Below are 26,288 nucleotides of genomic sequence, written 5' to 3' on the forward strand. Positions count from 1 at the left end.
ATTGATTATCAGCGGCGAACGCGGGCCTGCAGGAAGGTCAGCACTTCATTGAGCGGCAACGTCTGGGCGTCTTGCTCGGTGCGGTGCTTGTACTCCAGGTTGCCTTCGGCCAGGCCGCGATCGCTGACGACGATGCGGTGTGGGATGCCGATCAGCTCCATGTCGGCAAACTTGATGCCTGGGCTGGTTTTCTTGTCGCGGTCGTCCAGCAGCACTTCATAGCCGGCGGCGGTCAGTTCTGCATACAGCTTGTCGGTTGCGTCGCGGACCACGTCGGTTTCGTAGCGCAGCGGTACGAGGGCAATCTGGAACGGAGCCAGGGCGTCATTCCAGATGATGCCTTTGTCGTCATAGCTCTGCTCGATGGCAGCAGCAACCACGCGGGATACGCCAATGCCGTAGCAACCCATCGACAGTACGACCGGCTTGCCGTTCTCGCCCAGCACCTGGCACTTCAGCGCCTCGCTGTACTTGGTGCCCAGCTGGAAGATGTGGCCCACTTCGATGCCGCGCTTGATAACCAGGGTGCCCTGGCCGTCAGGGCTTGGGTCGCCTTCGACCACGTTACGCAGGTCGGCGACTTGTGGAACCGGCAGATCGCGCTCCCAGTTGACGCCGAAGTAGTGCTTGTCGTCGATGTTGGCGCCAATGCCGAAGTCGCTCATCAGGGCAACCGAGCGGTCGATGATGATTTCCAGTGGCAGGTTGAGCGGGCCGAGCGAGCCGGCACCGGCGCCAATGGCTTCGCGCAGTTCGGCTTCGGTGGCCATGACCAGCGGGTCGGCAACCTGTTCCAGCTTGGTGGCCTTGATTTCGTTCAGTTCGTGGTCGCCACGGACGATCAGGGCAATCAGCTTGCCCTCTTCGGCGCCGCGCACGATCAGGGTCTTGACGGTCTTTTCGATCGGCAGGCCGTGGTTCTCCACCAACTGGGCGATGGTCTTGGCGTTCGGGGTGTCGACCAGGCGCAGCTCCTCGGTAGGCGCTGGACGCACGGTTTCACGCGGTATGGCTTCGGCTTTCTCGATGTTGGCGGCATAGTCGGAGCTGTCGCTGAAGATCACGTCATCTTCGCCGGACTCGGCCAGTACGTGGAACTCGTGCGAGTAGCTGCCACCGATCGAGCCGGTGTCGGCCTGCACAGGGCGGAAGTCCAGGCCCAGGCGGGTGAACACATTGGTGTACGCCTGGTGCATGCGATCGTAGGTTTCCTGCAGGGAAGCCTGGTCGGCATGGAACGAGTAGGCGTCCTTCATGATGAACTCGCGGCCACGCATCAGGCCGAAGCGCGGGCGGATCTCGTCACGGAACTTGGTCTGGATCTGGTACATGTTGAGCGGCAGCTGTTTATAGCTGGACAGCTCGTTACGGGCCAGGTCGGTGATCACTTCTTCGTGGGTAGGGCCGACGCAGAAGTCGCGCTGGTGGCGGTCTTTCACGCGCAGCAGTTCAGGGCCGTATTGCTCCCAGCGACCGGATTCCTGCCACAGTTCGGCGGGCTGGATGCTCGGCATCAACACTTCCAGGGCGCCGGCGGCGTTCATTTCCTCACGCACCACGGCTTCGACCTTGCGCATTACCCGCAAGCCCATCGGCAGCCAGGTGTACAGGCCGGAGGCCAGTTTGCGGATCATGCCGGCACGCAGCATGAGCTGATGGCTGATGACCACTGCGTCGGCAGGGGTTTCTTTCTGGGTGGCGAGCAAATATTGACTGGTGCGCATGGTTAGCCGTGTCGATTGCCTAAGACGTTGAAATAGCCCCGCATTGTACGGGGGGGAAACGAAGGCGTACAGGATGCCCCAGGGCGTGACACTTGTCAGCCAAGAAAAAGCCCGGCGTGATTGCCGGGCTTTTTCAGGTGCGGGGCACTGCAAGCCAGGCTTACAGGATGCTCAGCGGGTACTCCACGATCAGACGCAGTTCGTCGATCGACGAGGAGCCGTAGTACACACCGTCGCTGGAGCGGTAGGTGGCCTGACGAACGCGGAAGCTCAGGTCCTTGGCTGGGCCGCTTTGCATCACGTACTTGACGTCGATGTCGCGTTCCCATTCCTTGCCGCTGTCGGTGGTGCGGGTGGTGGCACCGGTACCGCGAACATAACGGGTCATGAAGGTCAGGCCAGGTACACCGAACTCGGCGAAGTTCAGGTCGTAGCGTGCTTGCCAGGATTTTTCGTCTTCGGCGTTGAAGTCGGAACGGGCAACGGAGTTGGCCAGGAAGACGGTACCGCCACCGTCCACGCCGTACGCGTAATCACCGTCGCCGCTGACTTTCTGGTAGGCCAGGGTGAAGGTGTGGGCGCCAATGTTGTAGGCGCCCGACAGGCTGGCTGCGATGTTGTCCAGCTCATTGGTGCCGTCGGACTTGCTTACCCATGCGCCGGTCAGGTTGTTGCCAATCGACTTGGTGTCATAGATGTTGAAGTCGAACACCAGGCCTTGCTTGTCGCTGATCGGCAGCGCCCAGTTGATGTTGCCGTACCACTTGCGGAAGTGATCTTCGATACGCGAGTAGTAGACGCTGGTGCTGAGGCTGTCGGTAATGGCATAGGTGCCACCAAAGACGTTGGCTTCAGTCAGGTTCAGGCTGTCGTGATAGGTCTGAGCCTGGGCGTTGAGCGCGGTGAAGTGACCGGCATGCAGGGTCAGGCCATCGATTTCGTTGCTGGTGATCAGGCCACCTTCAGCCACTTCCGGCAGCAGGCGGCTGTCGTCGGTAGCCAGTACTGGCAGGGCGGTGAACTGGTCGCCGAACTTGAGCACGGTGTTGGAAATGCGCATTTTCACTGCGCCGCCGCCTTCGGAGTACTCGTCTTGCGAACGGCCGTCGGAACCTGTCGGGAACAGGCCGGTGCCGGCGCGGCCTTTACCGCTGTCCAGCTTGAGGCCCAGCATGCCGATGGCGTCGACACCGAAGCCTACGGTGCCTTGGGTGAAGCCCGATTCGAAGGTGCCGAGGAAGCCAAGGCCGGTTTCTTCAACGCGGCTCTTGCCGCTATCGTTGTTACGGAAGTCACGGCTGAAATACAGCATGCGGGTCTTGACGTTCAGCTTGCTGTCTTCGATGAAACCTTTGGACTCGTCCTGTGCCGAGGCCATTGCCAACTGCGAGGTCCCTGCCGCAACGGCCAGGGCGATCATGCTCCACTTCATCACGCGCATCGTGATTTGCTCCTTTGGTTTTTAGGAAGAGTACCGCTGCGTCCAAGTCTTTTAGTTATATGGGGCAGCTCTTTCTTGTTATGTCGGCGAAAATGTATAGCACGCAGACTGTTGTTGGCGATATGGCTATAAGCACTCTTTGCGGAACTTTTTCGCCGTGTCGCTTTTAAGTATTTCCATGTCGCAAATCACGCCCCGTTTCAGGGGCCGTATAACCTCAGCGCTGTTCCTGGCACCGTAACGAATCTGTAACTGCCGATTCCGGTTGAGGAAACTCCCTGGTAACCCATGTCGCTGTTGTTATTTGTCGCGTTCACCTGCCACTGCAGATGTCGTGCCGACTTGGCGGGAAGGGGATGCAACAAGCGTGCTCAAAATTCGCAACACTTCATGAAATTTTCACAAAACCTGCTACCGAGGGTCGGAAAGTACCGTAAATGCGGGGCGAAGGCGGCTTGGGTGTTTTTTGGGATCGAGAATCATTAAAATTTAAAAACCTGCCATTAGAGTCAAGGTGTTACCGCAACTTGTTAATCCGGGGGCATTTGTGGGGTGGCAGGTGTGGGGAAGGCGGTCAGGCGGCCTCATTTTGGTGCGAAAAGTAGCGCTGTGTTACCGGGAATGTGCAAGGTATCCTTGCTGGCCTGTTTCCGCCTGACGCGGGATGGTATTGCCTGAAGGAGATATGCCGTGTTCGTCCTCGATTCGCGATTGCAGCAGGATTCGCTGGTGCTGGGGGAGTTTCCGCTGTGCCAGTTGCTGCTGAGCAAGGATGCCAATTACCCATGGTTCATCCTGGTGCCCAAGCGCGCGGGTATCAGTGAGCTGTTCGAGCTGGATGCGGCAGAGCAACAGCAGTTGTGGCAGGAAACCACCCTGTTGGCAGAAGCGCTGAAGGCCAGCTACGCAGCTGACAAGATGAACGTGGCTACCTTGGGTAACGTGGTCAGCCAGTTGCACATGCATGTGATCGTGCGCCAGCGCGACGACGCCGCGTGGCCGGCTCCGGTATGGGGCAAGTGTGCGCCTGTGGGTTACACCGATGATCAACTGCAGGCTGTTCGTCAGCGTCTGCGCGGGCTGCAGCTTGCTGGTTACCAAGAGGCCTGACATGACATTGGAAATGCGTATGGTCGAGCTGGAAACCCGTCAGGCGTTTCAGGATGACGCTATCCAGGCGCTGAATGACGTGGTGGTGGAGCAAGCGCGGGTGATCGAGCGGCTGCAATTGCAGATGGCCGAGCTGATCAAGCGTCATGAAGAGATGGTTGGCCAGTATGGCAGTGAAGGGGAAGAGGCGCCGCCTCCCCATTATTGATTTCTGCCAGGCTGCCATCGCCGGCAAACCAGCCCCCACAGGTATGATGCTGCTCTCAGGTGCAGCGCTGACCTTGCGGAGCCTGGCTTGCCGTTGATGGCGTCAGTCGGTCAGCGGCGGGTTACCGCAACTACGTCTTCGGCCTGCAGGCCCTTGTCGCGGTGCATCACCGAAAACTCCACGCGCTGGCCTTCGACCAGGATGCGGTGGCCCTCACCGCGGATGGCTCGAAAGTGCACGAAGATGTCATCACCCGAGTCGCGGGAGATGAAACCAAAGCCTTTCGATGTGTTGAACCATTTGACGGTGCCAGTATCACGGTTGCCGGCATCTTGTGCCGCGTGCTGGCTGCTGCGTGCCTTGCGTGGGCCGCGTGCAAAGCCCACGGCCAGATGCAGGGCCACGGCCAGTGCCGCGCAGACCAGGGCTGCCAGGTTGCCCATTTCCGGGCGGGCCAGTAGCGTCAGGGTCTGCAGCACGACGGCGACCACCAACAGGGCGCAGGCCAGATGCTGCAGTTGTTGTCGCGCGCCGCGATGATACAGTGGCACCACCGGCGCCAGCACCAGGTTGAGCAGGCCGAGCAGGGCCAGGTAGACCGCGTCAGGTTGTTGCAGGAAGGGTGTCGCATCGGTTTTCAGGCTGGGTATGAGCGATAGCAGCAAAGCTGCCACGCCCGTCACCAGATGGACGATCTTGAACATGGGGTTGGCTCACTGTTGATAAGGCCGATCACAGGAAGAGCTGGCAGCACGGTGCGCATGAGATATGGAGCGCGAACACGTGGCAGGCCAGCCTATGCACCCGGTAATGACAGTCCGCACGGGTGGCACAGTGCCTATTTAACAGTAAAGCCGCAGCCTACTCAAACCGCAGGCCGCCCAGTGGGCGATGTGTTGCGCCATGTCACATGCGGCATGCGGCAAGTGTTGCTACAGTGGTCGGCGCCCGCTTGAGTCTCAAGCCTTATGGAAAGGGGAGCTTCATGGCAATTGATATCGGTATCAGTGAAGAAGATCGCAAGTCCATCGTCGATGGGCTGTCCCGCCTGTTGTCGGATACCTACGTGCTGTATCTGAAAACCCATAACTTCCACTGGAACGTCACCGGTCCGTCGTTCCGCACCCTGCACCTGATGTTCGAAGAGCAGTACAACGAATTGGCGCTGGCAGTCGATTCGATCGCCGAGCGAATCCGTGCCCTGGGCTTCCCGGCACCGGGTTCGTATGCATTCTATGCACGGCACTCGTCGATCAAGGAGGAGGAAGGTGTCCCTCCGGCAGACGAGATGATCCGCCAGTTGGTCCAGGGGCAGGAGGCCGTGGTGCGCACTGCGCGCAGCATTTTCCCTGTGGTGGACAAGGTCAGTGACGAGCCGACCGCAGACCTGCTGACGCAGCGCATGCAGGTGCACGAGAAAACCGCCTGGATGCTGCGGGTGCTGCTCGACGACAAGTAACCGTTGCTCAAGGCGGAAAACTTGCGCAACCCCTGTGGGAGTGGGCGCGCCCGCGAACGCCGCCGCAGCCGGTGCCATCCAGCGCATCGCCTGCTCCCACAGGGTCCGCCTGGCAACCTGGTATTTGCAAAGGAACATTTTGCCGCTGCTTTAAGCTCGCCCGTCAGCGCTTCATAGGCCACCTGGTACCTGTGACGAGGAAGTGTGGCGCATGATGCAAGCGAGCAAACGTATGGCAGGCCAAGGCAGCTGGCCAGGAAAACAGTGCATCGATCCGTTCAAGGCGGACTTTGACATGCTGCAGACGCAGCCGGTGTCACGTTCCGTGCGGCTCAACGGCTTTTCTACCTGTTTGCGCCTGGAGGCTGTCTACTGGGGTATCCTGGAACGCATTGCCGCCGCCAACCGTTGTTCGGTCAGTGCCGTGTTGTCCTATGTGGACCGTGAAGTGCACCTGCGCCAGGGTGGAGTGCGCAACTTCAGCGGGCTGATCCGGGTCATCTGCGTGGCGTGGCTGCAGGACCCGCCGAGTGCTCGCTGATCGCCTGGCGGGCTGCGCAGTGCTTGCTAACCATATATAATCCCGCTTTTTGCTGCCCCGGCAGCCAGCGTTATGGTTGACGAGAGACACCCATGCCCCTTTATGACTATCAATGTGCGTCCTGCGAGCACCGCATGGAAGTGCTGCAGAAGATCAGCGCCGCGCCGCTGACCGATTGTCCGGCCTGTCAGGCACCGGCACTGAAAAAGCTGCTGTCGGTGCCAGGCTTTCGCCTGAGCGGTAACGGTTGGTACGAAACCGACTTCAAGACCGGGGCGAAAAAGAATCTGGCAGGCGGCGACAAGGCCGACTGAGTTGAATGCTGTGACCGGGTCTTGCAGTATTAGCCCTCCGGGCGGCCAAGGCCTCCACCGAATACACGAATCACGAGAAGCGAAACCACCATCATGATGCGCAGCCATTATTGCGGCCAACTGAACGAGAGCCTGGACGGCCAGGAAGTCACCCTTTGCGGCTGGGTCCATCGTCGCCGCGACCACGGCGGGGTGATCTTCCTCGACATCCGTGACCGCGAAGGCATGGCCCAGGTCGTGTTCGATCCGGATCGCGCCGAAACCTTCGCCGCCGCAGACCGTGTGCGCAGCGAATACGTCGTACAGATCACCGGCAAGGTCCGCAAGCGCCCTGAAGGTGCAGTGAATGCCAACATGGCCTCCGGTGCCATCGAGATCCTCGGCTACCAGCTGACTGTGCTCAACGAGGCGGAAACCCCGCCGTTCCCGCTGAACGAGTACTCTGACGTCGGCGAGGAAACCCGCCTGCGCTACCGCTTCATCGACCTGCGTCGCCCGGAAATGGCTGAAAAGCTGCGCCTGCGTTCGCGCATCACCAGCAGCATCCGTCGCTTCATGGACGACAACGGCTTCCTCGATGTCGAAACACCGATCCTCACCCGTGCCACTCCGGAAGGCGCGCGCGACTACCTGGTGCCAAGCCGTACCCATGCCGGTAGCTTCTTCGCCCTGCCGCAGTCGCCCCAGCTGTTCAAGCAGCTGCTGATGGTCGCCGGCTTCGACCGCTACTACCAGATTGCCAAGTGCTTCCGTGACGAAGACCTGCGTGCCGATCGCCAGCCGGAATTCACCCAGATCGACATCGAGACCAGTTTCCTCGATGAAAGCGAGATCATGGGCCTGACCGAAAGCATGATCCGCAAGCTGTTCAAAGAAGTGCTCGACCTGGAATTCGGCGAATTCCCGCACATGACCTTCGAAGAGGCCATGCGCCGCTACGGCTCCGACAAGCCAGACCTGCGTATTCCGCTGGAACTGGTCGACGTTGCCGACCAGTTGAAGGATGTCGACTTCAAAGTGTTCGCCGGCCCGGCCAACGATCCGAAGTGCCGCGTTACCGCCCTGCGTCTGCCAGGCGGCGCCAGCATGCCGCGCAGCAAAATCGACGAGTACACCAAGTTCGTCGGTATCTACGGTGCCAAGGGGCTGGCCTACATTAAGGTCAACGAGCGCGCCAAGGGTGTCGAAGGCCTGCAGTCGCCGATCGTCAAGAACATCCCTGAGGCCAACCTCAACAACATCCTCGATCGCGTTGGCGCCGTAGACGGCGACATCGTGTTCTTCGGTGCCGACAAGTTCAAGGTGGTCAGCGAAGCCCTGGGCGCGCTGCGTATTCGCCTGGGTCACGACTTCGAGCTGCTGACCTGCGAGTGGGCGCCGATGTGGGTTGTCGACTTCCCGATGTTCGAAGAGAACGAAGACGGCAGCTTCACTGCATTGCACCACCCGTTCACGGCGCCGAAGTGCACCCCGGAAGAGCTCGAAGCCAACCCGGCCAGCGCCCTGTCCCGTGCCTACGACATGGTCCTGAACGGTACCGAGCTGGGTGGCGGTTCGATCCGTATCCACCGTAAAGAGATGCAGCAGGCAGTATTCCGCCTGCTGGGTATCGAAGCAGAAGAACAGGAAGAGAAGTTTGGCTTCCTGCTCGACGCTCTGAAGTTCGGGGCACCGCCTCACGGTGGCCTGGCGTTCGGTCTGGACCGTCTGGTCATGCTGATGACTGGCGCCCAGTCGATCCGTGAAGTGATCGCGTTCCCGAAAACCCAGAGCGCCGCGTGCGTCATGACCCAGGCCCCAGGCATGGTCGACGCCAAGGCCCTGCGCGAGCTGCACATCCGACTGCGCGAACAGACCAAGGTCGAGTAAGCAGTCCCCGGGCGCATCCATATGGATGCGCCTTTGCGTTTCGACGCAGGTATTTTCCCGTCCCGCCCCGTCATGGGGCGGGGCTGTTTGTGATTCAAAGGATTCGGAGTCGATATGGCTGGTCATTCCAAGTGGGCGAACATCAAGCACCGCAAAGAGCGCCAGGATGCCAAGAGAGGCAAGGTCTTCACCAAGTGGATCCGTGAACTGACGGTCGCTGCCAAGCAGGGTGGCCCTGACCCGGCATCCAACCCGCGCCTGCGCCTGGCGTTGGACAAGGCCCTGGGCGCCAACATGAGCCGCGACATCATCGATCGCGCCGTAGCCCGTGGTGCTGGCACCAACGAAAGCGACAACGTCGAAGAGCTCAGCTACGAGGGTTACGGCCCGGGTGGCGTGGCGATCATGGTCGAAGCCATGACCGACAACCGCAACCGTACCGCTGCCGCCGTGCGTCATGCCTTCACCAAGTGTGGCGGCAACCTGGGTACTGACGGCTCGGTGGCTTACCTGTTCGAGCGCAAAGGCCAGATCAGCTTTGCCCCCGGCGTGGAAGAGGACGCGTTGATGGAGGCGGCGATGGAGGCCGATGCCGACGACGTGGTGGCCAATGACGACGGTTCGTTCGACGTATTCACTTCGTTCAACAGCTTCTATGCCGTGCGTAATGCCCTGGAAGAGGCTGGCTTCAAGGCCGCTGATGCAGAAATCGTCATGCAACCGACCACCAGTGCCGAGCTCGACCAGGACGGTGCCGAAAAGGTGCTCAAGTTGATCGACATGCTCGAAGACCTGGACGACGTGCAGAACGTCTATTCCAATGCTCAGATTTCCGACGAGATCATGGAAAACCTAGGCTAAGGTGATTTGGCATTTTGTGCCAACTCTGAGCGTTTGATAGCGCCTGTGCCGGCCCTTTCGCGGGTAAACCCGCTCCTACAGGTATTACGCCCATTTCAAATGTGGTGCAGTACCTGTAGGAGCGGGTTTACCCGCGAAAGGGCCGGCGCAGTTTGTAGAGATGCATCATTTTTTCGACGGGCTTTATGACTCTGATTCTAGGTATCGACCCTGGCTCGCGCATCACCGGCTATGGCGTGGTACGCCAGACCGCCCGTGGTTGCGAGTACGTGGCGTCGGGCTGCATCCGCACCGGCAGCGGTGAGCTGCACGAGCGGCTGCAGATTGTTTTTCGTGGTGTCAGTGAAATCATTGCCCAGCACGGCCCGGTGACCATGGGCATCGAACGGGTGTTCATGGCCCGCAACGCCGATTCGGCGCTCAAGCTTGGCCAGGCACGTGGCGCGGCTATCGTCGCCGCCGCCGAGGCTGGCCTGGAGATCGCCGAGTACAGCGCCACCCAGGTCAAGCAGGCCGTGGCCGGCACAGGTGGTGCCAACAAGGAGCAGGTGATGATGATGGTCATGCATCTGCTGAAATTGACGCAAAAACCGCAGATTGACGCTTCCGATGCCCTGGCCATCGCGCTGTGCCACGCCCACACCCGCTCCAGCCTGGTACCGCATGGCTTGACTACCGCGCGGCGACGCGGCGGGCGCTTGCGTCTGTAAGCGCTTCATGCGCTGATACACATTTTGTTCGGGTGATACGTTCACCTGCTGCATTTGCTGATAGGGTTGAGCGGTCTTTGACCGGCTCCCCGAGAGGAAGGATCGGAACGTGATTGGACGTTTGCGCGGCACCCTGGCGGAAAAACAACCGCCTCACCTGATTATCGACGTCAACGGCGTGGGTTACGAACTGGAAGTTCCCATGACCACGCTGTACCGTCTGCCCAAAGTGGGGGAAGCCGTCACGGTGCATACCCATCTGGTCGTGCGCGAAGATGCCCACTTGCTCTACGGCTTTGCCGAAAAACGCGAGCGCGAGCTGTTTCGCGAGCTGATCCGCCTGAACGGTGTAGGGCCGAAGCTGGCCCTGGCGCTGATGTCCGGGCTGGAAGTGGATGAACTGGTGCACTGCGTGCAGGCCCAGGACACCTCAGCCCTGGTGCGCGTGCCAGGCGTCGGCAAGAAAACCGCCGAGCGCTTGCTGGTCGAGCTCAAGGATCGATTCAAGGCCTGGGAAACCTCGCCGGCCATGTTCACCCTGGTCTCCGATGGGCCTTTACCGGTCGCCAGCGAGTCCAGTGCCGAGGCCGATGCAGTCAGTGCCCTGGTCTCGCTGGGCTACAAGCCACAGGAAGCCAGCAAGGCAATCGCCGCGATCAAGGACAAGGCCGGCCTGAGCAGTGAAGAGCTGATTCGCCGCAGCCTGAAAGGGATGATTACCAAGTGATCGAAGCCGACCGCCTGATTGCCGCCAGTGGCCGCGACCGCGAAGAAGTCCAGGACCGTGCGATTCGCCCCCTGAGCCTGGACGAGTACATCGGCCAGCCAGTGGTGCGAGAGCAGATGGCGCTGTTCATCCAGGCGGCCCGAGGCCGCGGCGAGTCGCTTGACCACACGCTGATCTTCGGCCCGCCCGGCCTGGGCAAGACCACCCTGGCCAACATCATCGCCCATGAAATGGGGGTGTCGGTGAAGAGCACTTCGGGGCCGATTCTCGAGCGCCCCGGGGACCTGGCAGCCATGCTGACCAACCTCGAGCCGCACGACGTGCTGTTCATCGATGAAATCCACCGGCTGTCACCTGTTGTCGAAGAGGTGCTGTACCCGGCCATGGAGGACTTCCAGCTCGACATCATGATCGGCGAAGGCCCGGCAGCCCGATCCATCAAGCTTGATCTGCCACCCTTCACCCTGGTGGGGGCTACTACCCGTGCCGGCATGCTGACCAACCCGCTGCGTGACCGCTTCGGTATCGTCCAGCGCCTGGAGTTCTACAACGACAAGGATCTGAGCACCATCGTCAGCCGCTCGGCCAACATCCTTGGCCTGGCCATCGAAGACCAGGGCGCCTACGAGATTGCCCGCCGTGCCCGTGGCACGCCGCGCATCGCCAACCGCCTGCTGCGCCGCGTGCGTGACTACGCCGAGGTGCGCGGCAAGGGCCAGATCACCAAGGCCGTGGCGGACATGGCGCTGAACCTGCTGGACGTCGACGAGCGTGGTTTCGACCACTCGGACCGTCGCCTGCTGCTGACCATGATCGAGAAGTTCGATGGTGGCCCGGTGGGCGTGGACAACCTGGCTGCAGCCATCAGCGAAGAGCGTCATACCATCGAAGATGTGCTTGAGCCGTACCTCATCCAGCAGGGCTACATCATGCGCACGCCGCGCGGCCGCGTGGTCACCCGGCATGCCTATCTGCACTTTGGGCTGAATATCCCCGGGCGCTTGGGGGAGGGGGGCGATTTTTCCGAGCCAGGCGATGAATGACAGATCAAAAGCGACTTTTTGTGGTCCTACCGCTGGCATGCCCTTGGCGCGCTGGCAATAAGACATTAATGAAGAAAAAACAGTTGCCACAGCGGATTGGCAAGCTGAGGAGTAAGCACTAGAGTATGCGCGCGCAAAATCAGCTCGAACCGTTCGCACATCGGTGTCGCGTCTATTACGAAGATACCGATGCGGGCGGCGTGGTGTATTACGTCAACTACCTGAAATTCATGGAGCGCGCGCGCACCGAACGCCTGCGGCACCTGGGTTTTTCCCAGTCGCAGCTGGCTGAAGACAACCTGCTGTTCGTGGTCCATTCCAGCGAAGCGCGCTATCACGCGCCGGCGCGGCTTGATGACGAATTGCGGGTGACCGCGCAAGTACTTGAACTCAATCGCGCCAGCCTGCGTTTCGTACAGCAGGTGTGGCGGGAAAAGGATGAAACGCTGCTTTGCGAAGGGCAGTTCCTGGTGGCCGCCGTGCGCGCCGACACTTTCAAACCCCGAGCCATACCGCCCCAGCTGCGCGACGCCTTTGCGGCGGACGGCTCGGGTAATCAATCGAATGCAGGAGAATAAGCGTGGAAGCTAACGTCGTCGACCATACCTCCATGTGGAGTCTGGTCAGCAATGCCAGCGTGGTGGTACAGCTGGTAATGCTGACCCTGGTGGCCGCCTCGGTCACCTCATGGATCATGATCTTCCAGCGCAGCACCATGCTGCGCGCCGGTCGTCGTGCGCTGGATGCCTTCGAAGAGCGCTTCTGGTCGGGCATCGACCTGTCCAAGCTGTACCGCCAGGCAGGCAGCAACCCAGACCCGGACTCCGGTGTGGAGCAGGTGTTCCGTGCCGGTTTCAAGGAGTTCTCGCGTCTGCGTCAACAGCCGGGCGTTGATCCTGACGCGGTCATGGAAGGCGTTGGCCGTGCCATGCGCGTTGCCATTTCGCGCGAGGAAGAAAAACTCGAGCAGAGCCTGCCGTTCCTGGCCACCGTCGGTTCGACCAGCCCGTATATCGGCCTGTTCGGCACTGTATGGGGCATCATGAACTCCTTCCGCGGCCTGGCCAGCGCCCAGCAGGCCACCCTGGCCACCGTTGCTCCGGGCATCGCCGAAGCACTGATCGCAACCGCCATCGGCCTGTTCGCGGCAATCCCGGCTGTTATTGCCTACAACCGTTTCGCCGCACGCAGTGAAGTGCTGATCGGCCGTTACTACACCTTCGCCGACGAGTTCCAGGCGATCCTGCACCGCAAAGTGCACACCAGCGAAGAGTAATCAGGTAGAAGCCCATGGCCCGAGTTCGCCACAAACGCAAGCCCGTCGCCGAGATGAACGTGGTGCCCTACATCGACGTGATGCTGGTGCTGCTGGTCATCTTCATGGTGACGGCGCCCATGCTCAACCAGGGCGTGAAGGTCGACCTGCCCAAGGTTTCCAGCGAAGCCTTGCCGCAGGACAACAACGTCCAGATCCTCACCATCTCCATCAAGGCCGATAAAACCTATTACTGGAACCTCGGCAGCGAAGTCGATACCGACAAGCAGATGGACAAAGCCATGACCTTGCCGGCCATGACCGACGCCGTCACCAAGATCATTGCTGCCGGCCGTGACCAGGGCAAGCAGACCCAGGTGTTCATTCGTGGCGACAAGGCTGTCGACTATGGCGCGGTCATGGGTGCCATGGGCGGGTTGCAGAAGGCCGGTGTCGGTAACGTTGGCCTGATTACCGAGGCGCCCTGATGCAACAGCGAGAGCCATCCGCCTCGGAAAGCTACTTCTGGCCCAGTGTCTGGGCCATCGGCCTGCATGTGCTGGTGTTCGCCCTGCTGTTCGTCAGTTTTGCCATGACGCCTGAGCTGCCGCCATCCAAGCCGATTGTTCAGGCTACCTTGTATCAGCTCAAGTCCAAGAGCCAGGCGACCACCCAGACCAATCAGAAGATTGCCGGGGAGGCGAAGAAAACCGCTTCGCGCCAGACCGAAGTTGAGCAATTGGAACAGAAGAAGGTCGAGCAAGAGGCCGTGAAGGCCGCGGAACAAAAGAAGGCCGACGCTGCTCAAAAGGCCGAAGAGGCTCGCGAGGCTGCTGAAGCGAAAAAAGCCGAGGCCGCTGAAGCCGCCAAGGCTGCCGAGGCAAAGAAAGCTGCCGAAGCCAAGAAAGCCGAAGAGGCGAAGAAAGCCGCCGAGAAGCAGCAGGCCGACATCGCCAAGAAGAAGGCCGAGGACGAAGCGAAGAAAAAAGCCGAAGAAGAGGCCAAGAAAGCGGCCGCTGAAGAGGCGAAGAAACAAGCCGCCGAGGACGCCAGGAAGAAGGCAGCCGAAGAGGCCAAGAAGAAAGCAGCCGAGGACGCCAAGAAGAAAGCGGCGGCCGAGGACGCGAAGAAGAAGGCAGCTGAAGAGGCCAAGAAAAAGGCCGCTGCAGACGCCCAGAAGAAAAAGGCACAGGAAGCGGCCCGCAAGGCGGCAGAAGACAAGAAAGCCCAGGCCCTGGCCGAGCTGTTGTCTGACACCACCGAGCGGCAGCAGGCGCTGGCTGACGAGCAGGGCGATCAGGTAGCTGGCGACTTCGACGACCTGATCCGTATGCGCGCGGCCGAGGGCTGGGCGCGTCCGCCTTCCGCGCGCAAGGGCATGACGGTGACCCTGCAGGTCAGCATGTTGCCGGACGGTACCATTACCAGTGTCAGCGTGGCCCGTTCCAGTGGTGACGGCCCGTACGACAGTTCGGCAGTGGCTGCGGTCAAGAACATTGGTCGTCTGACCGAGATGCAGGGTATGAAGCCGAGCGATTTCAACCGTTATCGTTCGTTCAAGATGACATTTACACCTGAGGATCTAGCGTTGTGATTAAACGTCTGAGAGGACTGCTGGTCATGCTGTGCTGCGTGGCAGGCATGGCCGTTGCAGAGGAAAAGAACATCCTGGTCACCAGCGGCAGCGATCGGGCTACCCCCATCGCGGTAGTGCCGTTCGGTCTGCAGGGCGGCAGCGTGCTGCCAGAGGACATTGCTGACATCATCGGCAACGACCTGCGCAACTCTGGCTACTACTCGCCAATCCCGCGGCAGAACATGATCAGCCAGCCGTCGCAGGCCAGCGAAGTGATCTTCCGTGACTGGAAAGCGCTGGGAGCCCAGTACGTGATGGTCGGTAGCATTGTGCCGTCGGGCGGTCGCCTGCAGGTGCAGTACGCGCTGTTCAACGTCGCCACCGAGCAGCAAGTGCTGACCGGCAGCGTAGCGGGCAGCACCGACCAGCTGCGCGACATGGCGCACTACATCGCCGACCAGTCGTTCGAGAAGCTCACCGGCATCAAAGGCGCGTTCTCGACGCGCATGTTGTACGTGACGGCCGAGCGTTTCTCCACCAACAACACCCGCTACACCCTTCAGCGTTCGGACTACGACGGTGCACGTGCGGTGACCCTGCTGCAATCGCGTGAGCCGATCCTGTCGCCGCGCTTTGCGCCGGATGGCAAACGTATCGCCTACGTTTCGTTCGAGCAGAAGCGCCCACGTATCTTCGTGCAGAACATCGATACTGGCCGCCGCGAGCAGGTCACCAACTTCGAAGGCCTGAACGGTGCGCCAGCCTGGTCGCCGGACGGTTCGCGCCTGGCGTTCGTGCTGTCCAAGGACGGCAACCCGGACATCTACGTGATGAATATGGCTTCGCGCCAGATCAGCCGTGTTACTGCAGGCCCGGGTATCAATACCGAGCCGTTCTGGGGCAAAGATGGCAATACCCTTTACTTCACTTCCGACCGTGGCGGCAAACCGCAGATCTATAAACAGTCGGTCAGTGGCGGTGGTGCCGAGCGTGTGACGTTCGTGGGTAACTACAATGCCAACCCGAAACTTTCGGCGGACGAAAAGACCTTGGTAATGATTCATCGCCAACAGGGCTTTACCAACTTCAAAGTGGCGGCCCAGGACTTGCAGCGCGGAAGTGTAAAGATTCTGTCTGAAACAAGTCTTGATGAGTCTCCCACTGTTGCGCCAAACGGCACCATGCTAATCTACGCCACCCGCCAGCAGGGCCGGGGAGTCTTGATGCTCGTGTCGCTTAATGGCCGCGTGAGGCTCCCACTTCCTACCGCTCAAGGCGAAGTCAGAGAACCGTCCTGGTCCCCTTACCTGAACTGATTGCGGCGTAATACATTTTGCTTAACACACTGGGGTTTCATTAGGAGTTTCACGATGGAAATGCTGAAGTTTGGTAAATTTGCTGCGCTGGCCCTGGCCATGGCCGTAGCTGTAGGTTGCTCCTCTAAGGGCGGTGACAACGCAGGCGAAGGCGCTGCTGTAGACCCTAACGCTGGCTACGGTGCCAACACTGGCGCTGTTGACGGCTCCCTGAGCGAAGAAGCCGCTCTGCGCGCAATCACCACCTTCTACTTCGAATACGACAGCTCGGACCTGAAACCAGAAGCCATGCGCGCTCTGGACGTTCACGCCAAGGACCTGAAAGCCAACGGCAACCGTGTTGTTCTGGAAGGTAACACCGACGAGCGCGGCACCCGCGAGTACAACATGGCTCTGGGTGAGCGTCGTGCCAAGGCCGTTCAGCGCTACCTGGTTCTGCAGGGCGTTTCCCCTGCTCAGCTGGAACTGGTTTCCTACGGCGAAGAGCGTCCAGTTGCTACCGGCAACGACGAGCAGTCCTGGGCTCAGAACCGTCGCGTAGAACTGCGTAAGTAAGTTCTTATGCGTATGTGCCGCCGTGTAGTAACCGTCCTCGCACTCAGCCTGCCGCTTGCGGCCTGGGCTGAGGTCCCTGTAGTAGATGACAACGCAGGCAGCTATCCGCCTGTGGGTTATGGCACGAGCGGCGCCTATGCCGGGTCAGGGGCTTCGGCCCCTGCCTCTGCACAGGGCCAGCTGTTCATGCAGCTGCAACAGATGCAGGATCAGCTTTCCCGCCAGCAAGGCATCATCGAAGAGCTGCAAAACGATGTGTCGCGCATGAAGCAGGAAAACCTGGAGCGTTACCAGGACCTGGACCGTCGCATCAACAGTGGCGCTGCGCCTGCCGCAACCCCTGACAATTCCTCCGGTGGTGGTGCGTCCAATGCCGCCCCCGATGCCGCAGCAGGTGCTGCTGCGCAACAACCGGCCGGCAGTAGCCAGCCCGGTGATCCGGCGAAAGAGAAGCTCTACTACGACGCTGCTTTCGACCTGATCAAACAGAAAGACTTCGACAAGGCCAGCCAGGCGTTCAACGCCTTCCTGCGCAAGTACCCCAACAGCCAGTACGCCGGTAATGCCCAATACTGGTTGGGTGAAGTGAACCTGGCCAAGGGCGACCTGCAAGGCGCCAGCCAGGCCTTTGCCCAGGTCAGCCAGAAGTACCCGAAGCACAGCAAGGTGCCTGATTCGCTGTACAAACTGGCTGATGTCGAGCGCCGTATGGGTCATACCGACAAGGTGAAGGGCATCCTGCAGCAGGTCATCACCCAGTACCCGGGCACCTCTGCTGCTCAACTGGCCCAGCGTGACCTGCAGAAGCTCTAGGCGTCGCCGCTGTACCGCTCGAAAGAAACCCGCGCCAGTCGCGGGTTTTTTCGTTAGAATCACTGCCCTTTTTTCTTAAACACGCTGCTGCGGATAACGCTATGTCGAGTCCGCAACAGTGCCTGACGGAGGCGGACAGCCTGTTTAGCTGTCACGCCCGTGGCGAGCATGCAAGACACATTACGCATCACCGAAGTCTTTTACTCTTTGCAGGGTGAGACGCGAACGGCCGGGCTGCCCACGGTTTTTGTGCGCCTCACCGGTTGCCCCCTGCGTTGCCAGTACTGCGACAGTGCCTATGCCTTTAGTGGCGGTACCGTGCGCACCCTTGATTCGATCCTTGAGCAGGTGGCCGGCTTCAAGCCGCGCTACGTCTGTGTCACCGGTGGCGAACCACTGGCGCAGCCCAACGCCTTGCCGTTGCTGCAGCGGCTGTGTGACGCCGGTTACGAGGTGTCGCTGGAGACCAGCGGTGCGCTGGATATTGCCGGCACCGACACCCGCGTCAGCCGTGTGGTCGACCTGAAAACCCCAGGTTCCGAAGAGTCGCACCGTAATCGCTACGAGAACATCGAGCAGCTGACGCGTAACGACCAGGTAAAGTTCGTCATCTGTTCCCGCGAGGACTATGACTGGGCGGTATCCAAGCTGATTCAGTACAACCTGGCTGAGCGTGCCGGTGAGGTGTTGTTCTCTCCCAGCCATCATCAGGTGAACGCCAGTGACCTGGCTGACTGGATCGTTGCCGACAACTTGCCCGTACGCTTCCAGCTGCAGTTGCACAAGCTGCTGTGGAACGACGAGCCCGGACGTTGATTGAGGAGCACGTATACATGACCGAAAAACGCGCAGTAATCCTGTTGTCCGGTGGCCTGGACTCAGCCACCGTGGTTGCCATGGCCAAAGCCGAAGGCTACAGCTGCTACACCATGAGCTTCGACTACGGGCAGCGTCATCGTGCCGAGCTGAACGCCGCTGCCCGCGTGGCCCGCGACCTGGGTGTGGTCGAGCACAAGGTCATTGGGCTGAACCTCGACGGCATCGGCGGTTCGGCATTGACCGACAGCAGCATCGACGTGCCGGAAGCCCCGGGTGAAGGCATTCCGGTCACTTACGTGCCGGCGCGCAATACTGTGTTCCTTTCGCTGGCCTTGGGTTGGGCAGAAGTACTGGAAGCGCGCGACATCTTCATTGGCGTCAATGCCGTGGATTACTCTGGCTACCCGGATTGCCGACCCGAGTTCGTCGAGGCCTTCGAGCGTATGGCCAACCTGGCGACCAAGGCTGGTGTAGAAGGGCAGGGCTTCCGCATCCAGGCGCCGCTGCAGAACATGAGCAAGGCTCAGATCGTGCAAGCTGGTATGGCTCGTGGTGTGGACTACAGCTTGACCGTTTCCTGCTACCAGGCCGACGATGACGGCCGTGCCTGTGGCAAATGCGACAGCTGCCGCCTGCGCGCCGATGGCTTCAAGGCAGCCGGTATCGAAGACCCGACGCGGTATTTTTGAACAAAGTTTGATGGGGTATTGATTTCTCGTTAGAAATCAGTATTATACGCGCCATCCAACGGGTCGTTAGCTCAGTTGGTAGAGCAGTTGGCTTTTAACCAATTGGTCGTAGGTTCGAATCCTACACGACCCACCATATGCAAAGCGGTTCGTGAGTACTAGAGAGGGAGGCTTGCATCAGCCAGTTTCTAGTCTTGCAGCCGTCTGAGGCGAACCTTAGGCTCGCTTCGTCGTGATGTAAATATGGAATAGCCCGCCTGTCATGGTGGGCTTTTTCGTGTCTGCCCTAGAAAAGTCAATGAGTTAGCGGGTTAGCGGGCTATCACGGCTATAGGTAACCGCGCGTCCGCATGGTCATAAATCGCACGCAGCCGAAACCATGGCGCCAGTTTCCTAGCACGATGACTTGGGATAGCTCTGCCTTGTTCGTCGAACTACGGGCGGATGGCTCGGCGCTCGCAGTGCTGGTTCAAGGGGAGGTGCGAGCGCTGTTGGGCGTGACTGTTTGACTTGCAGACGTTCGGGATGCCGGCGTCGTCTTTACGCCTGATGTCATCGATCTGAATAGCAGGGTGGGTGTGAAAAGCTCCTCTGGGGCAACAGGTCGCTGGAACAGCTTGCAGCGCCCCTTACTGCTCGACGCAGCGTTCTTGAGCAAGGAGTTCCACGAAGCGCGCGGCAATAAGGAATTTTGTACCTTTCTAACCAGGACTGAAGATGATTGGAGTTGGCCAGCTGGGACGAGGCCATCTATCTGGCCATCGTCCCGATAATGCCAGTCAATTATTTTTCAACGATCTGCATAATGGGAAATGGTAAGCGCAATGAGCAGCACGATTTGGATGGCTAACATGCTCACCAATAATCGTTTCATGTTGGGCGGGAAACGTTTAACTTCATTTAAGTCAATTAAGCCTCTGCGCAAAAAAATTGTCGGTATGGCAAGTACCATAGAGATCAATCCCGTACGCATGACTTTACCAAGCAAGCCTGCATGTTGGAATGTTTTTTTATTGCCAGTCACGAACTTACAATTTGTGAGAAACGACTCAAAGTCTTCAGTGTATCTATGCGCAATATAGCACTGCACGATCATCGCCAGATTCATGGGCGCAAGGATAAACAACGCAATTAATCCAGGGTCAACTTGATTCACTCCGATACCTCACGATATAAAAAATCACCCACCTTCTCGCCTCTCTCGCTCCCGAAGTCACCGGCGATTTTACCGCCTACTGTACCGCCTACCGCAGCACAAATCAGCGCTCTTGGGTCGCCTGTACTAAACCCCAGAACGACTGCACAAGCACCACCCCCCCTACCATACCCCCGAAGCTGCCGCCTCCCAGGCCACCTATCATAAAAACTCAGTCAGTGCAGTATATCTTCAACGGGCTTTGCCTACTTATAACTGGGACTGAAGGTGATTGGAGTTGGCCAGCTGGGACTGGGCTATCTATCTGGCCATCGTAACGATTAAGCTAATGTCACTCAGCTAAGCTTCAACTATATACATAATGGAAAATGGTTAGTGCGATTAGCAGCATGATTTGGATTGTTAACAGGCTCACCAATAACCGCTTCGTGTTGGGCGGGAAACGTTTAACTTCATTTAAGTCAATTAAGTTTCTACGCAAAAAAATTGTCGGCATCGCCAGCACCAGAGAGATCGATCCCGTGCGCATGACTTTGCCCAGTAAGCCTGCATGCTGGAATATTTTCTTATTTCCGGTCACGTACGTACAATTCGGAAGAAACGATTCAAAGTGCTCAGTATATTTGTGTGCGATGTAACAAAGCCCGATCATAGACAGAGTTATGGGGGCAAGTATCAACAGCGCAATCCATCCAGGGTCAACTGCATTCACTCTGAAACCTCACTATATAATAAATCACCCATCATCTCGCCTCCCCAGCTTCCGATGTCTCCGAATATTTTACCGCCTACTGCACCGCCTACCACAGCACAAACCAGCGCTCCAGGGCCGCCTGTACTAAATCCCAGAACGACTACACAAGCACCACCCCCTGCCATACCTCCCGCATACCCTCCGAGGCTGCCGCCTCCCAGGCCACCTATCAACGCCGAGCTTTCAACATATTTGGCGCGGCGGCACTGCTCCTCCCGGCCCATTGTGCAGGCTTTATGAATCGACAAGCCTGTGGCGGCCACATCCAGCGCAGTACCGATATACGTGCCTTTCTTGACCAGATTCGACGCTTTGGCAACACCAGATACCTTGTCTGCATAGCCGGCGATCTCGCTGTATGGAGGTAGCTGCGGGTCGAGATGCCCAATGCCTGCTTGACCTTCCCTTGGTTACGTGCATCGCTCATCGTCTTACCTCACGCGCAAGTCATCGGGGCTCGGCTGAGGAACGTTTTGAGCCTGGGGTTGATTGGTCGGACGCTGACCGCCGCCGCCAGACAGAGATACTTGCTCGATGCGATGTGGACGTTTCGTTTGCGCTACGGGTTTCGGAAAAAGGGCGCAGAGCGCCCACACATCACTCGGCCCATTCCGGGTCGCCAGTGAACACCACCGTCAGCCAACGGTCCGGCCCTTCACCGCCCACCGCGTCACCAATTTCGTTACGCCACGCATCCCATTCATCAATGGTCTTGGCCGCCATGGTCTTGGGCACGATGAAATACAGCTCAATTTCCCTCGAGCGCCCGACCTTGGCGACATAGGCGCGGTAAGACTGCAGGCCGTGGCGGGCGACGAAGGCCTTGGCCACTTCATCCACGTGCAGTTTGAGGTCGCCGGGGGTGACCAGGAAGATTTCAGACAGCGCCTGACGCACCACCGACATCGGCAACGGCACGATCACCAGGCACACCAGCGCCAGCACCGCCGGGTCGATGTACGGTGATACCCATTCCAGCGAAGTGCCCTGTACTGCATAGCCAAAGCAGAAGGCGATCAGCAGCGCGGCAGTGATGCTGGCTGACATCACCCAGCCCTTGACGTCCATGCGCACGAAGTCTGACTTCAGTTTGCGGTTGGCGCGTGCCTCGACGACGGCGATGCTCACGCAGGTGATCACCGTCAGCATTGCGTAGACCATGGCAATGCCGAACTCCAGGTGGCGCCCGCCTTGCAGCAGGCTGCTGACGGCGTTGATCAGCGCGTAGATTGCCACGCCGCTGAGCAGGATGCCGTTGAGTGCCAGTACCATGGGCTCCAGGTGCCAGAAACCCATGGTGAAGCGTTCGCGCAGCTTGCGCGACATCTGCACGCTGGTGGTGTGCGAAGTGATCAGCTTGACCACCACAAGCGACAGCCCGCTCATGCTGGCATCCACCAGCGAGTAGACGCCGTCGAAGATGATGGAGAACGAGCCGGAGGCCAGGCCGAAGGCGATGCCGATGGTGGCAATGAACAGGGTGGCGGCGATCGAGGTGCGTAAAAGCCCTTGTTCGCTGGTGATGTCGAAGAAGGTGGATCGGGTTGCGGTTTGCATGAGTAGTGCTCAGTAAAAACGACGATGCTGTTGTGTCTGCAAGGGCCTCTTCGCGGGCAAGCCCGCTCCCACAGGATCTGCACCAGCCTCGAAAGCCACTACGCCCCTGTGAGAGCGGGCTTGCCCGCGAAGAGGCCCTTGCAGGTCAGACGCGAAACTGCTCCATCAGCGCCTGCTGCTGGTTGGCCAGCCGGTTCAATGCCTGGCTGATACGTGCTGATTCGTCGGCCTGGCCAGCCAGTGACTCTGTCACATCGCGGATGCCGGCCACGTTGCGGTTCACTTCCTCAGCCACCGCGCTCTGCTCTTCCGCTGCCGAGGCAATTTGCAGGTTCATGTCACTGATGACCGCCACCGCCTCGCCAATGCGTTGCAGTGCTGGCAATGCCTGTTCCATGCGTGCGGCGCTGTCCTGGGCCTGGCGTTGGCCTGCATGCATGGCCCCGACAACGTCTTGGGTGCCTTGCTGAAGGCCTTCGATAACTTGGCGAATTTCCTCCACCGAAACCTGCGTGCGCTGGGCCAGGCCGCGCACCTCATCGGCAACCACGGCGAAGCCACGCCCGGCTTCGCCTGCGCGGGCCGCTTCGATGGCGGCATTCAGTGCCAGCAGGTTGGTTTGCTCGGCAATGGTGCGGATCACTTCAAGCACCGAGCCGATTTGTCCGCTGCGGTCTTCCAGTGCGCGCGCCTCGTCCATGGCAGTGTTCATGCCTGCGGCCAGGCGGTCGATGCCCTGGCGCGTGCTGTCGACCAATTGCAAGCCTTCCTGGCTGGCTTGATCCGCAGCACGTGCGGCCTGGGCCGCCTGCGAGGCGTTGTGGGCGACATCCAGGGCCGTGGCGCTCATTTCGTTGGCCGCTGTGGCCACCTGTTCGATTTCGCGATGCTGTTGCTGCATACCGTTGCTGGTCTGGCTGGCGATGGCCGCCGATTGGTCGGCGGTGTCGCGTGCCTCCTGCAGCGACCCTTTGACCTGGGCGATAATCGGTTGCAACTTGTCGAGGAAGCGGTTGAACCAGTTGGTGAGCTGGCCCAGTTCATCCTGGCGGGCGTAGTCCAGGCGGCGAGTAAGGTCGCCTTCGCCACTGGCAATGTCTTCCAGGCGTGCAGCCACGGCCAGGATTGGCCGGCTAACACCGCGAGCGGTCAGCCACACCAGCAGCAAACCCGCGATTGCCGTGCCAATGCCTATCAGCAGGCTGGTGAGGTTGGCGTTCTGGTTATGGGCATCAAGGCGCTGGTTGAGGGCGACGGCAGGCGCCTGCAGCACGCTTTCTGGCAGCTCCAGCAGAACCTGCCACGGGGCTGTGTCAGGGATTGGCGTGAAGGGGTGGGCCACCCGCAGCAGGCCGTCGGGTACTGCCTTGTCCATGGGCTTGCCGAGCGCGCTGTCGTCGCGACTGTTGCCCGCCAGCAGACCGGCGGCGGTAGCGATGCTCACCTGGCCCTGGCCGTCGAACAGATCGCGGCGGCCGTCCACGCTCAGTTGCTGCAGATTGGCCAGGCCGATGTCCAGGCCGACCACGCCGACTACCTTGCCGTGTTCCAGCAATGGCAGAGCGATGCTGGTCATCAGCACCTGACGGCCGTTGACCTCGTCGAGGTACGGTTCGAGCATGCAGGTTCTGGCGGTGTCCTGCGGACAGGTCAGCCAGCGGTTTTTCGCCGCGCCGTTGCTGCCAATGCTGTTGTCACCGAGCATCGTTTCCGGCATGGCTTCAAGTTCCAGGGTGCCGGGACTGGGTTGTGACCAGTACAGCGAGAAACGCCCGCTCTCATTGCTGCCCATGGCGTCCTGGCCGAGGTACTGGCTGTCCTGTTGGTCCAGGGCGTTGGGCTGGAACACCAGGTACAGGCCGATCACGTCCGGGTTGCCGGCGAGGCTGGCACGCGCCTGGCGGGTCAGTTCGGCGCGCAGGTCGCCACCACCCCGGGCCTTCAGCACTTGCACCAGGCGGGCAAAGCCATTGCCGTACTGGTAGGCATCCATGAAGTAGCGCTGGATACGCAAGGCCTGGGTTTCGGCTTGGGCCTGCAGGCGCTGGCGGGCGCTGTTTTCAAGCATGGCGGTGTTGGCCTGGTTGACCAGGGCAGCGCTGCGGTGCGCCTGGGTCAGCGAGGTGGCTACCAGCAAGGCGACAATGGCCAGCAGGCACAGCCCGGCGAGCAGGGTGATCTTCCATTGGATGGAGAGGCGACGCAGCGGCATGAGGCTTTCCTTATCGATCAAGTACAACGCCCGCGGTCAGGCGCGGGCGTTGTGGGCAGCAGGGGTCATTCGGCGACATAGTTGGGCGGTGCCGAGCGGAAGGCTTTGGTCAGCCAGCCCAGGTAGATCAGCCCGAGCGCAGCCCAGATGCCGCCGAACATCAGCGAATGTGCGTTCAGGTCCAGCCATAGCGAGACGATGATGCAGAAGCCGATGGTAGGCAGTATCAGGTACTTCAACTGGTTGCTCAGGCCTTTGCGATTGCCTTCACGCAGGTAGCAGTGGTTGATCACCGACAGGTTGACGAAGCTGAACGCAACCAGGGCGCCGAAGTTGATGATCGAGGTGGCAGTCACCAGGTCGAAGAAGATCGCCGACAGCGAAATGACGCCGACCACGGCAATGTTCAGCACGGGTGTCTTGTAACGCGAATGCAGGCGGGCGAAGACGCTGGCCGGGATCACGTTGTCGCGGCCCATTACATACAGCAGGCGCGACACGCTGGTTTGCGAGGCCAGGCCCGAGGCGATGGTGTTGATCACGGTGCAGGCGATGAAGATCGACTGGAATAGCTTGCCGCCAACGTACAGGGCGATTTCCGGCAGGGCCGCTTCCTGGTCGTGGAAACGGGCCATGGTCGGGAAGTAGGCCTGGATGAAATACGACACAGTGATGAACACCACGCCACCGATCAATGCGGTGAGGAAGATCGCCCGGGGGATGGTCTTGGCCGGATCGCGAGTTTCCTCGGACAGGCAGGTGACCGCGTCAAAGCCCAGGAACGAGAAGCACAGGATGGTCGCACCGGCGGCCAGGGCGCTGAACTGGGTCTGGCTGTCGGCGAACGGTATCAGGCTCCAGGTGGTACCCAGCCCTTCACCATGGTCCAGGCCACGCACGCACAGGTAAATGAATACGGCGATGATCGCCACCTGCACACCCACGAACAGCAGGTTGAAGTGCGCCACCAGGTTCACGCTGCGCATGTTGATCAGGCTGATCAGGGTGACGAAGCCGGCCACCCACATCCACTCCGGCACTTCCGGGAACATGGCTGAGAGGTAAAGCTTGGCCAGCAGTGCGTTGACCATTGGCAGCAGCAGGTAGTCCAGTAGTGAAGACCAGCCCACCAGGAAGCCCACGTGCGGGTTGATTGCGCGTTGGGTGTAGGTGTAGGCCGAGCCCGACTGCGGAAAGCGCTTTACCAGGGTGCCGTAGCTCACGGCGGTGAACAGGATGCCGGCCAGCGCCAGAATGTAGGCGCTGGGTACGTGGCCGGCGGTAATCCCGCTGACGATGCCGAAGGTGTCGAACACGGTCATCGGGGTCAGGTAGGCCAGGCCGATGATGATCACGTGCCAGAGGCGCAGGGTTTTGCGGAGTTGGCCGTGGCCGGAAGCGCTCTGGTCAGGCTGCATGCTGGCATGGCTCCTGCTGCTGGGCGTAAACGACGGGCACGGTGTATTGCGCATGCGGCAAGGGCGAGCGGGTGGGCTCCATGTTGTTCACCTTTTATGTTGGAGCGGCGGGAGGCGCGGGGGAGCGCGCAAAGTGGTGAAAATAAAAAACGATGGATAGG

The 26,288-nt window shown here is 60.0% G+C and carries 26 protein-coding genes and 1 tRNA gene; 20 read left to right on the forward strand and 7 right to left on the reverse strand.

The annotated features are described in order from the left end of the window. Positions 1–8: 8 nt before the first annotated feature. Entirely contained in the window at positions 9–1,724 is a 1,716-nt protein-coding gene (locus GST84_06435) for a proline--tRNA ligase (protein ID XGB12014.1), read from the reverse strand. A 160-nt stretch (positions 1,725–1,884) separates the two neighbouring features. Next, positions 1,885–3,165 carry an outer membrane porin, OprD family gene (locus tag GST84_06440; GenBank protein XGB12015.1) on the reverse strand — a complete coding sequence of 427 codons (1,281 nt, stop codon included), beginning with the start codon at positions 3,163–3,165 and terminating at the stop codon, positions 1,885–1,887. A gap of 690 nt (positions 3,166–3,855) precedes the next feature. Here GST84_06440 and GST84_06445 point away from each other — a divergent pair. Further along, on the forward strand, positions 3,856–4,275 hold the full coding sequence (locus GST84_06445; protein XGB12016.1) for an HIT domain-containing protein: 420 nt from the start codon (positions 3,856–3,858) through the stop codon (positions 4,273–4,275). Position 4,276: 1 nt separating this feature from the next. Then, the gene (locus GST84_06450) at positions 4,277–4,483 is read left to right on the forward strand and encodes a protein SlyX (protein XGB12017.1); all 207 of its coding nucleotides are present in this window, start codon (positions 4,277–4,279) and stop codon (positions 4,481–4,483) included. A gap of 110 nt (positions 4,484–4,593) precedes the next feature. Here the strand turns inward: GST84_06450 and GST84_06455 are convergent, their stop codons facing one another. Continuing rightward, positions 4,594–5,187 (reverse strand): cold shock domain-containing protein, encoded by a 594-nt coding sequence (locus tag GST84_06455; GenBank protein ID XGB12018.1) that lies wholly within the window; start codon positions 5,185–5,187, stop codon positions 4,594–4,596. A gap of 281 nt (positions 5,188–5,468) precedes the next feature. On the opposite strand from GST84_06455, the gene GST84_06460 reads away from it, so the two are divergent. From GST84_06460 to GST84_06545, 18 genes are all read left to right on the forward strand, one after another. Next, positions 5,469–5,942 carry a DNA starvation/stationary phase protection protein gene (locus GST84_06460; protein ID XGB12019.1) on the forward strand — a complete coding sequence of 158 codons (474 nt, stop codon included), beginning with the start codon at positions 5,469–5,471 and terminating at the stop codon, positions 5,940–5,942. A 211-nt stretch (positions 5,943–6,153) separates the two neighbouring features. Next, complete coding sequence (locus tag GST84_06465) at positions 6,154–6,483, forward strand: aryl-sulfate sulfotransferase (GenBank protein ID XGB12020.1); 330 nt, start codon at positions 6,154–6,156, stop codon at positions 6,481–6,483. A gap of 92 nt (positions 6,484–6,575) precedes the next feature. Further along, positions 6,576–6,797 (forward strand): zinc ribbon domain-containing protein, encoded by a 222-nt coding sequence (locus tag GST84_06470; protein XGB12021.1) that lies wholly within the window; start codon positions 6,576–6,578, stop codon positions 6,795–6,797. 93 nt (positions 6,798–6,890) lie between these two features. After that, positions 6,891–8,666 carry an aspartate--tRNA ligase gene (gene aspS / locus GST84_06475; protein ID XGB12022.1) on the forward strand — a complete coding sequence of 592 codons (1,776 nt, stop codon included), beginning with the start codon at positions 6,891–6,893 and terminating at the stop codon, positions 8,664–8,666. A 114-nt stretch (positions 8,667–8,780) separates the two neighbouring features. Further along, the gene (locus tag GST84_06480; protein XGB12023.1) at positions 8,781–9,527 is read left to right on the forward strand and encodes a YebC/PmpR family DNA-binding transcriptional regulator; all 747 of its coding nucleotides are present in this window, start codon (positions 8,781–8,783) and stop codon (positions 9,525–9,527) included. 185 nt (positions 9,528–9,712) lie between these two features. After that, a complete protein-coding gene (ruvC, locus tag GST84_06485) occupies positions 9,713–10,237 on the forward strand; it encodes a crossover junction endodeoxyribonuclease RuvC (protein ID XGB12024.1) in 525 nt (174 codons plus the stop codon). A gap of 109 nt (positions 10,238–10,346) precedes the next feature. Then, entirely contained in the window at positions 10,347–10,964 is a 618-nt protein-coding gene (gene ruvA, locus GST84_06490) for a Holliday junction branch migration protein RuvA (GenBank protein ID XGB12025.1), read from the forward strand. Beyond that, entirely contained in the window at positions 10,961–12,007 is a 1,047-nt protein-coding gene (gene ruvB / locus GST84_06495) for a Holliday junction branch migration DNA helicase RuvB (protein ID XGB12026.1), read from the forward strand. The genes ruvA and ruvB overlap by 4 nt, the downstream gene beginning before the upstream one ends. Before the next feature lie 125 nt (positions 12,008–12,132). Beyond that, entirely contained in the window at positions 12,133–12,585 is a 453-nt protein-coding gene (ybgC, locus tag GST84_06500) for a tol-pal system-associated acyl-CoA thioesterase (GenBank protein ID XGB12027.1), read from the forward strand. 2 nt (positions 12,586–12,587) lie between these two features. Beyond that, a complete protein-coding gene (gene tolQ / locus GST84_06505) occupies positions 12,588–13,283 on the forward strand; it encodes a protein TolQ (protein ID XGB12028.1) in 696 nt (231 codons plus the stop codon). Between the two features lie 14 nt (positions 13,284–13,297). Then, entirely contained in the window at positions 13,298–13,750 is a 453-nt protein-coding gene (gene tolR / locus GST84_06510) for a protein TolR (protein ID XGB12029.1), read from the forward strand. Beyond that, complete coding sequence (gene tolA / locus GST84_06515; protein ID XGB12030.1) at positions 13,750–14,856, forward strand: cell envelope integrity protein TolA; 1,107 nt, start codon at positions 13,750–13,752, stop codon at positions 14,854–14,856. The genes tolR and tolA overlap by 1 nt, the downstream gene beginning before the upstream one ends. After that, positions 14,853–16,154: a Tol-Pal system protein TolB gene (gene tolB / locus GST84_06520; GenBank protein XGB12031.1), complete on the forward strand. Its 1,302-nt coding sequence runs from the start codon at positions 14,853–14,855 to the stop codon at positions 16,152–16,154. Before tolA ends, tolB begins: the two co-directional genes overlap by 4 nt. Before the next feature lie 54 nt (positions 16,155–16,208). Beyond that, positions 16,209–16,709: a peptidoglycan-associated lipoprotein Pal gene (pal, locus tag GST84_06525; GenBank protein XGB12032.1), complete on the forward strand. Its 501-nt coding sequence runs from the start codon at positions 16,209–16,211 to the stop codon at positions 16,707–16,709. A gap of 6 nt (positions 16,710–16,715) precedes the next feature. Further along, a complete protein-coding gene (gene ybgF, locus GST84_06530) occupies positions 16,716–17,522 on the forward strand; it encodes a tol-pal system protein YbgF (GenBank protein XGB12033.1) in 807 nt (268 codons plus the stop codon). 168 nt (positions 17,523–17,690) lie between these two features. Next, a complete protein-coding gene (gene queE, locus GST84_06535) occupies positions 17,691–18,338 on the forward strand; it encodes a 7-carboxy-7-deazaguanine synthase QueE (protein ID XGB12034.1) in 648 nt (215 codons plus the stop codon). A gap of 17 nt (positions 18,339–18,355) precedes the next feature. Further along, entirely contained in the window at positions 18,356–19,030 is a 675-nt protein-coding gene (gene queC, locus GST84_06540) for a 7-cyano-7-deazaguanine synthase QueC (GenBank protein XGB12035.1), read from the forward strand. Between the two features lie 60 nt (positions 19,031–19,090). Next, positions 19,091–19,166, forward strand: a tRNA-Lys gene (locus tag GST84_06545). A 654-nt stretch (positions 19,167–19,820) separates the two neighbouring features. Here the strand turns inward: GST84_06545 and GST84_06550 are convergent. The 4 genes from GST84_06550 to GST84_06565 all read right to left on the reverse strand — a co-directional run bounded on the left by GST84_06550 (position 19,821) and on the right by GST84_06565 (position 26,127). After that, complete coding sequence (locus GST84_06550) at positions 19,821–20,186, reverse strand: hypothetical protein (protein ID XGB12036.1); 366 nt, start codon at positions 20,184–20,186, stop codon at positions 19,821–19,823. A gap of 1,351 nt (positions 20,187–21,537) precedes the next feature. Beyond that, a complete protein-coding gene (locus GST84_06555) occupies positions 21,538–22,497 on the reverse strand; it encodes a cation transporter (GenBank protein ID XGB12037.1) in 960 nt (319 codons plus the stop codon). 145 nt (positions 22,498–22,642) lie between these two features. Then, on the reverse strand, positions 22,643–24,709 hold the full coding sequence (locus tag GST84_06560) for a HAMP domain-containing protein (GenBank protein ID XGB12038.1): 2,067 nt from the start codon (positions 24,707–24,709) through the stop codon (positions 22,643–22,645). A gap of 65 nt (positions 24,710–24,774) precedes the next feature. Further along, positions 24,775–26,127, reverse strand: a complete 1,353-nt coding sequence (locus GST84_06565) for an amino acid permease (GenBank protein XGB12039.1) — start codon at positions 26,125–26,127, stop codon at positions 24,775–24,777. Positions 26,128–26,288: the final 161 nt, after the last annotated feature.

It is taken from the genome of Pseudomonas putida, from assembly GCA_041879295.1.
Lineage (GTDB): Bacteria > Pseudomonadota > Gammaproteobacteria > Pseudomonadales > Pseudomonadaceae > Aquipseudomonas > Aquipseudomonas putida_Y.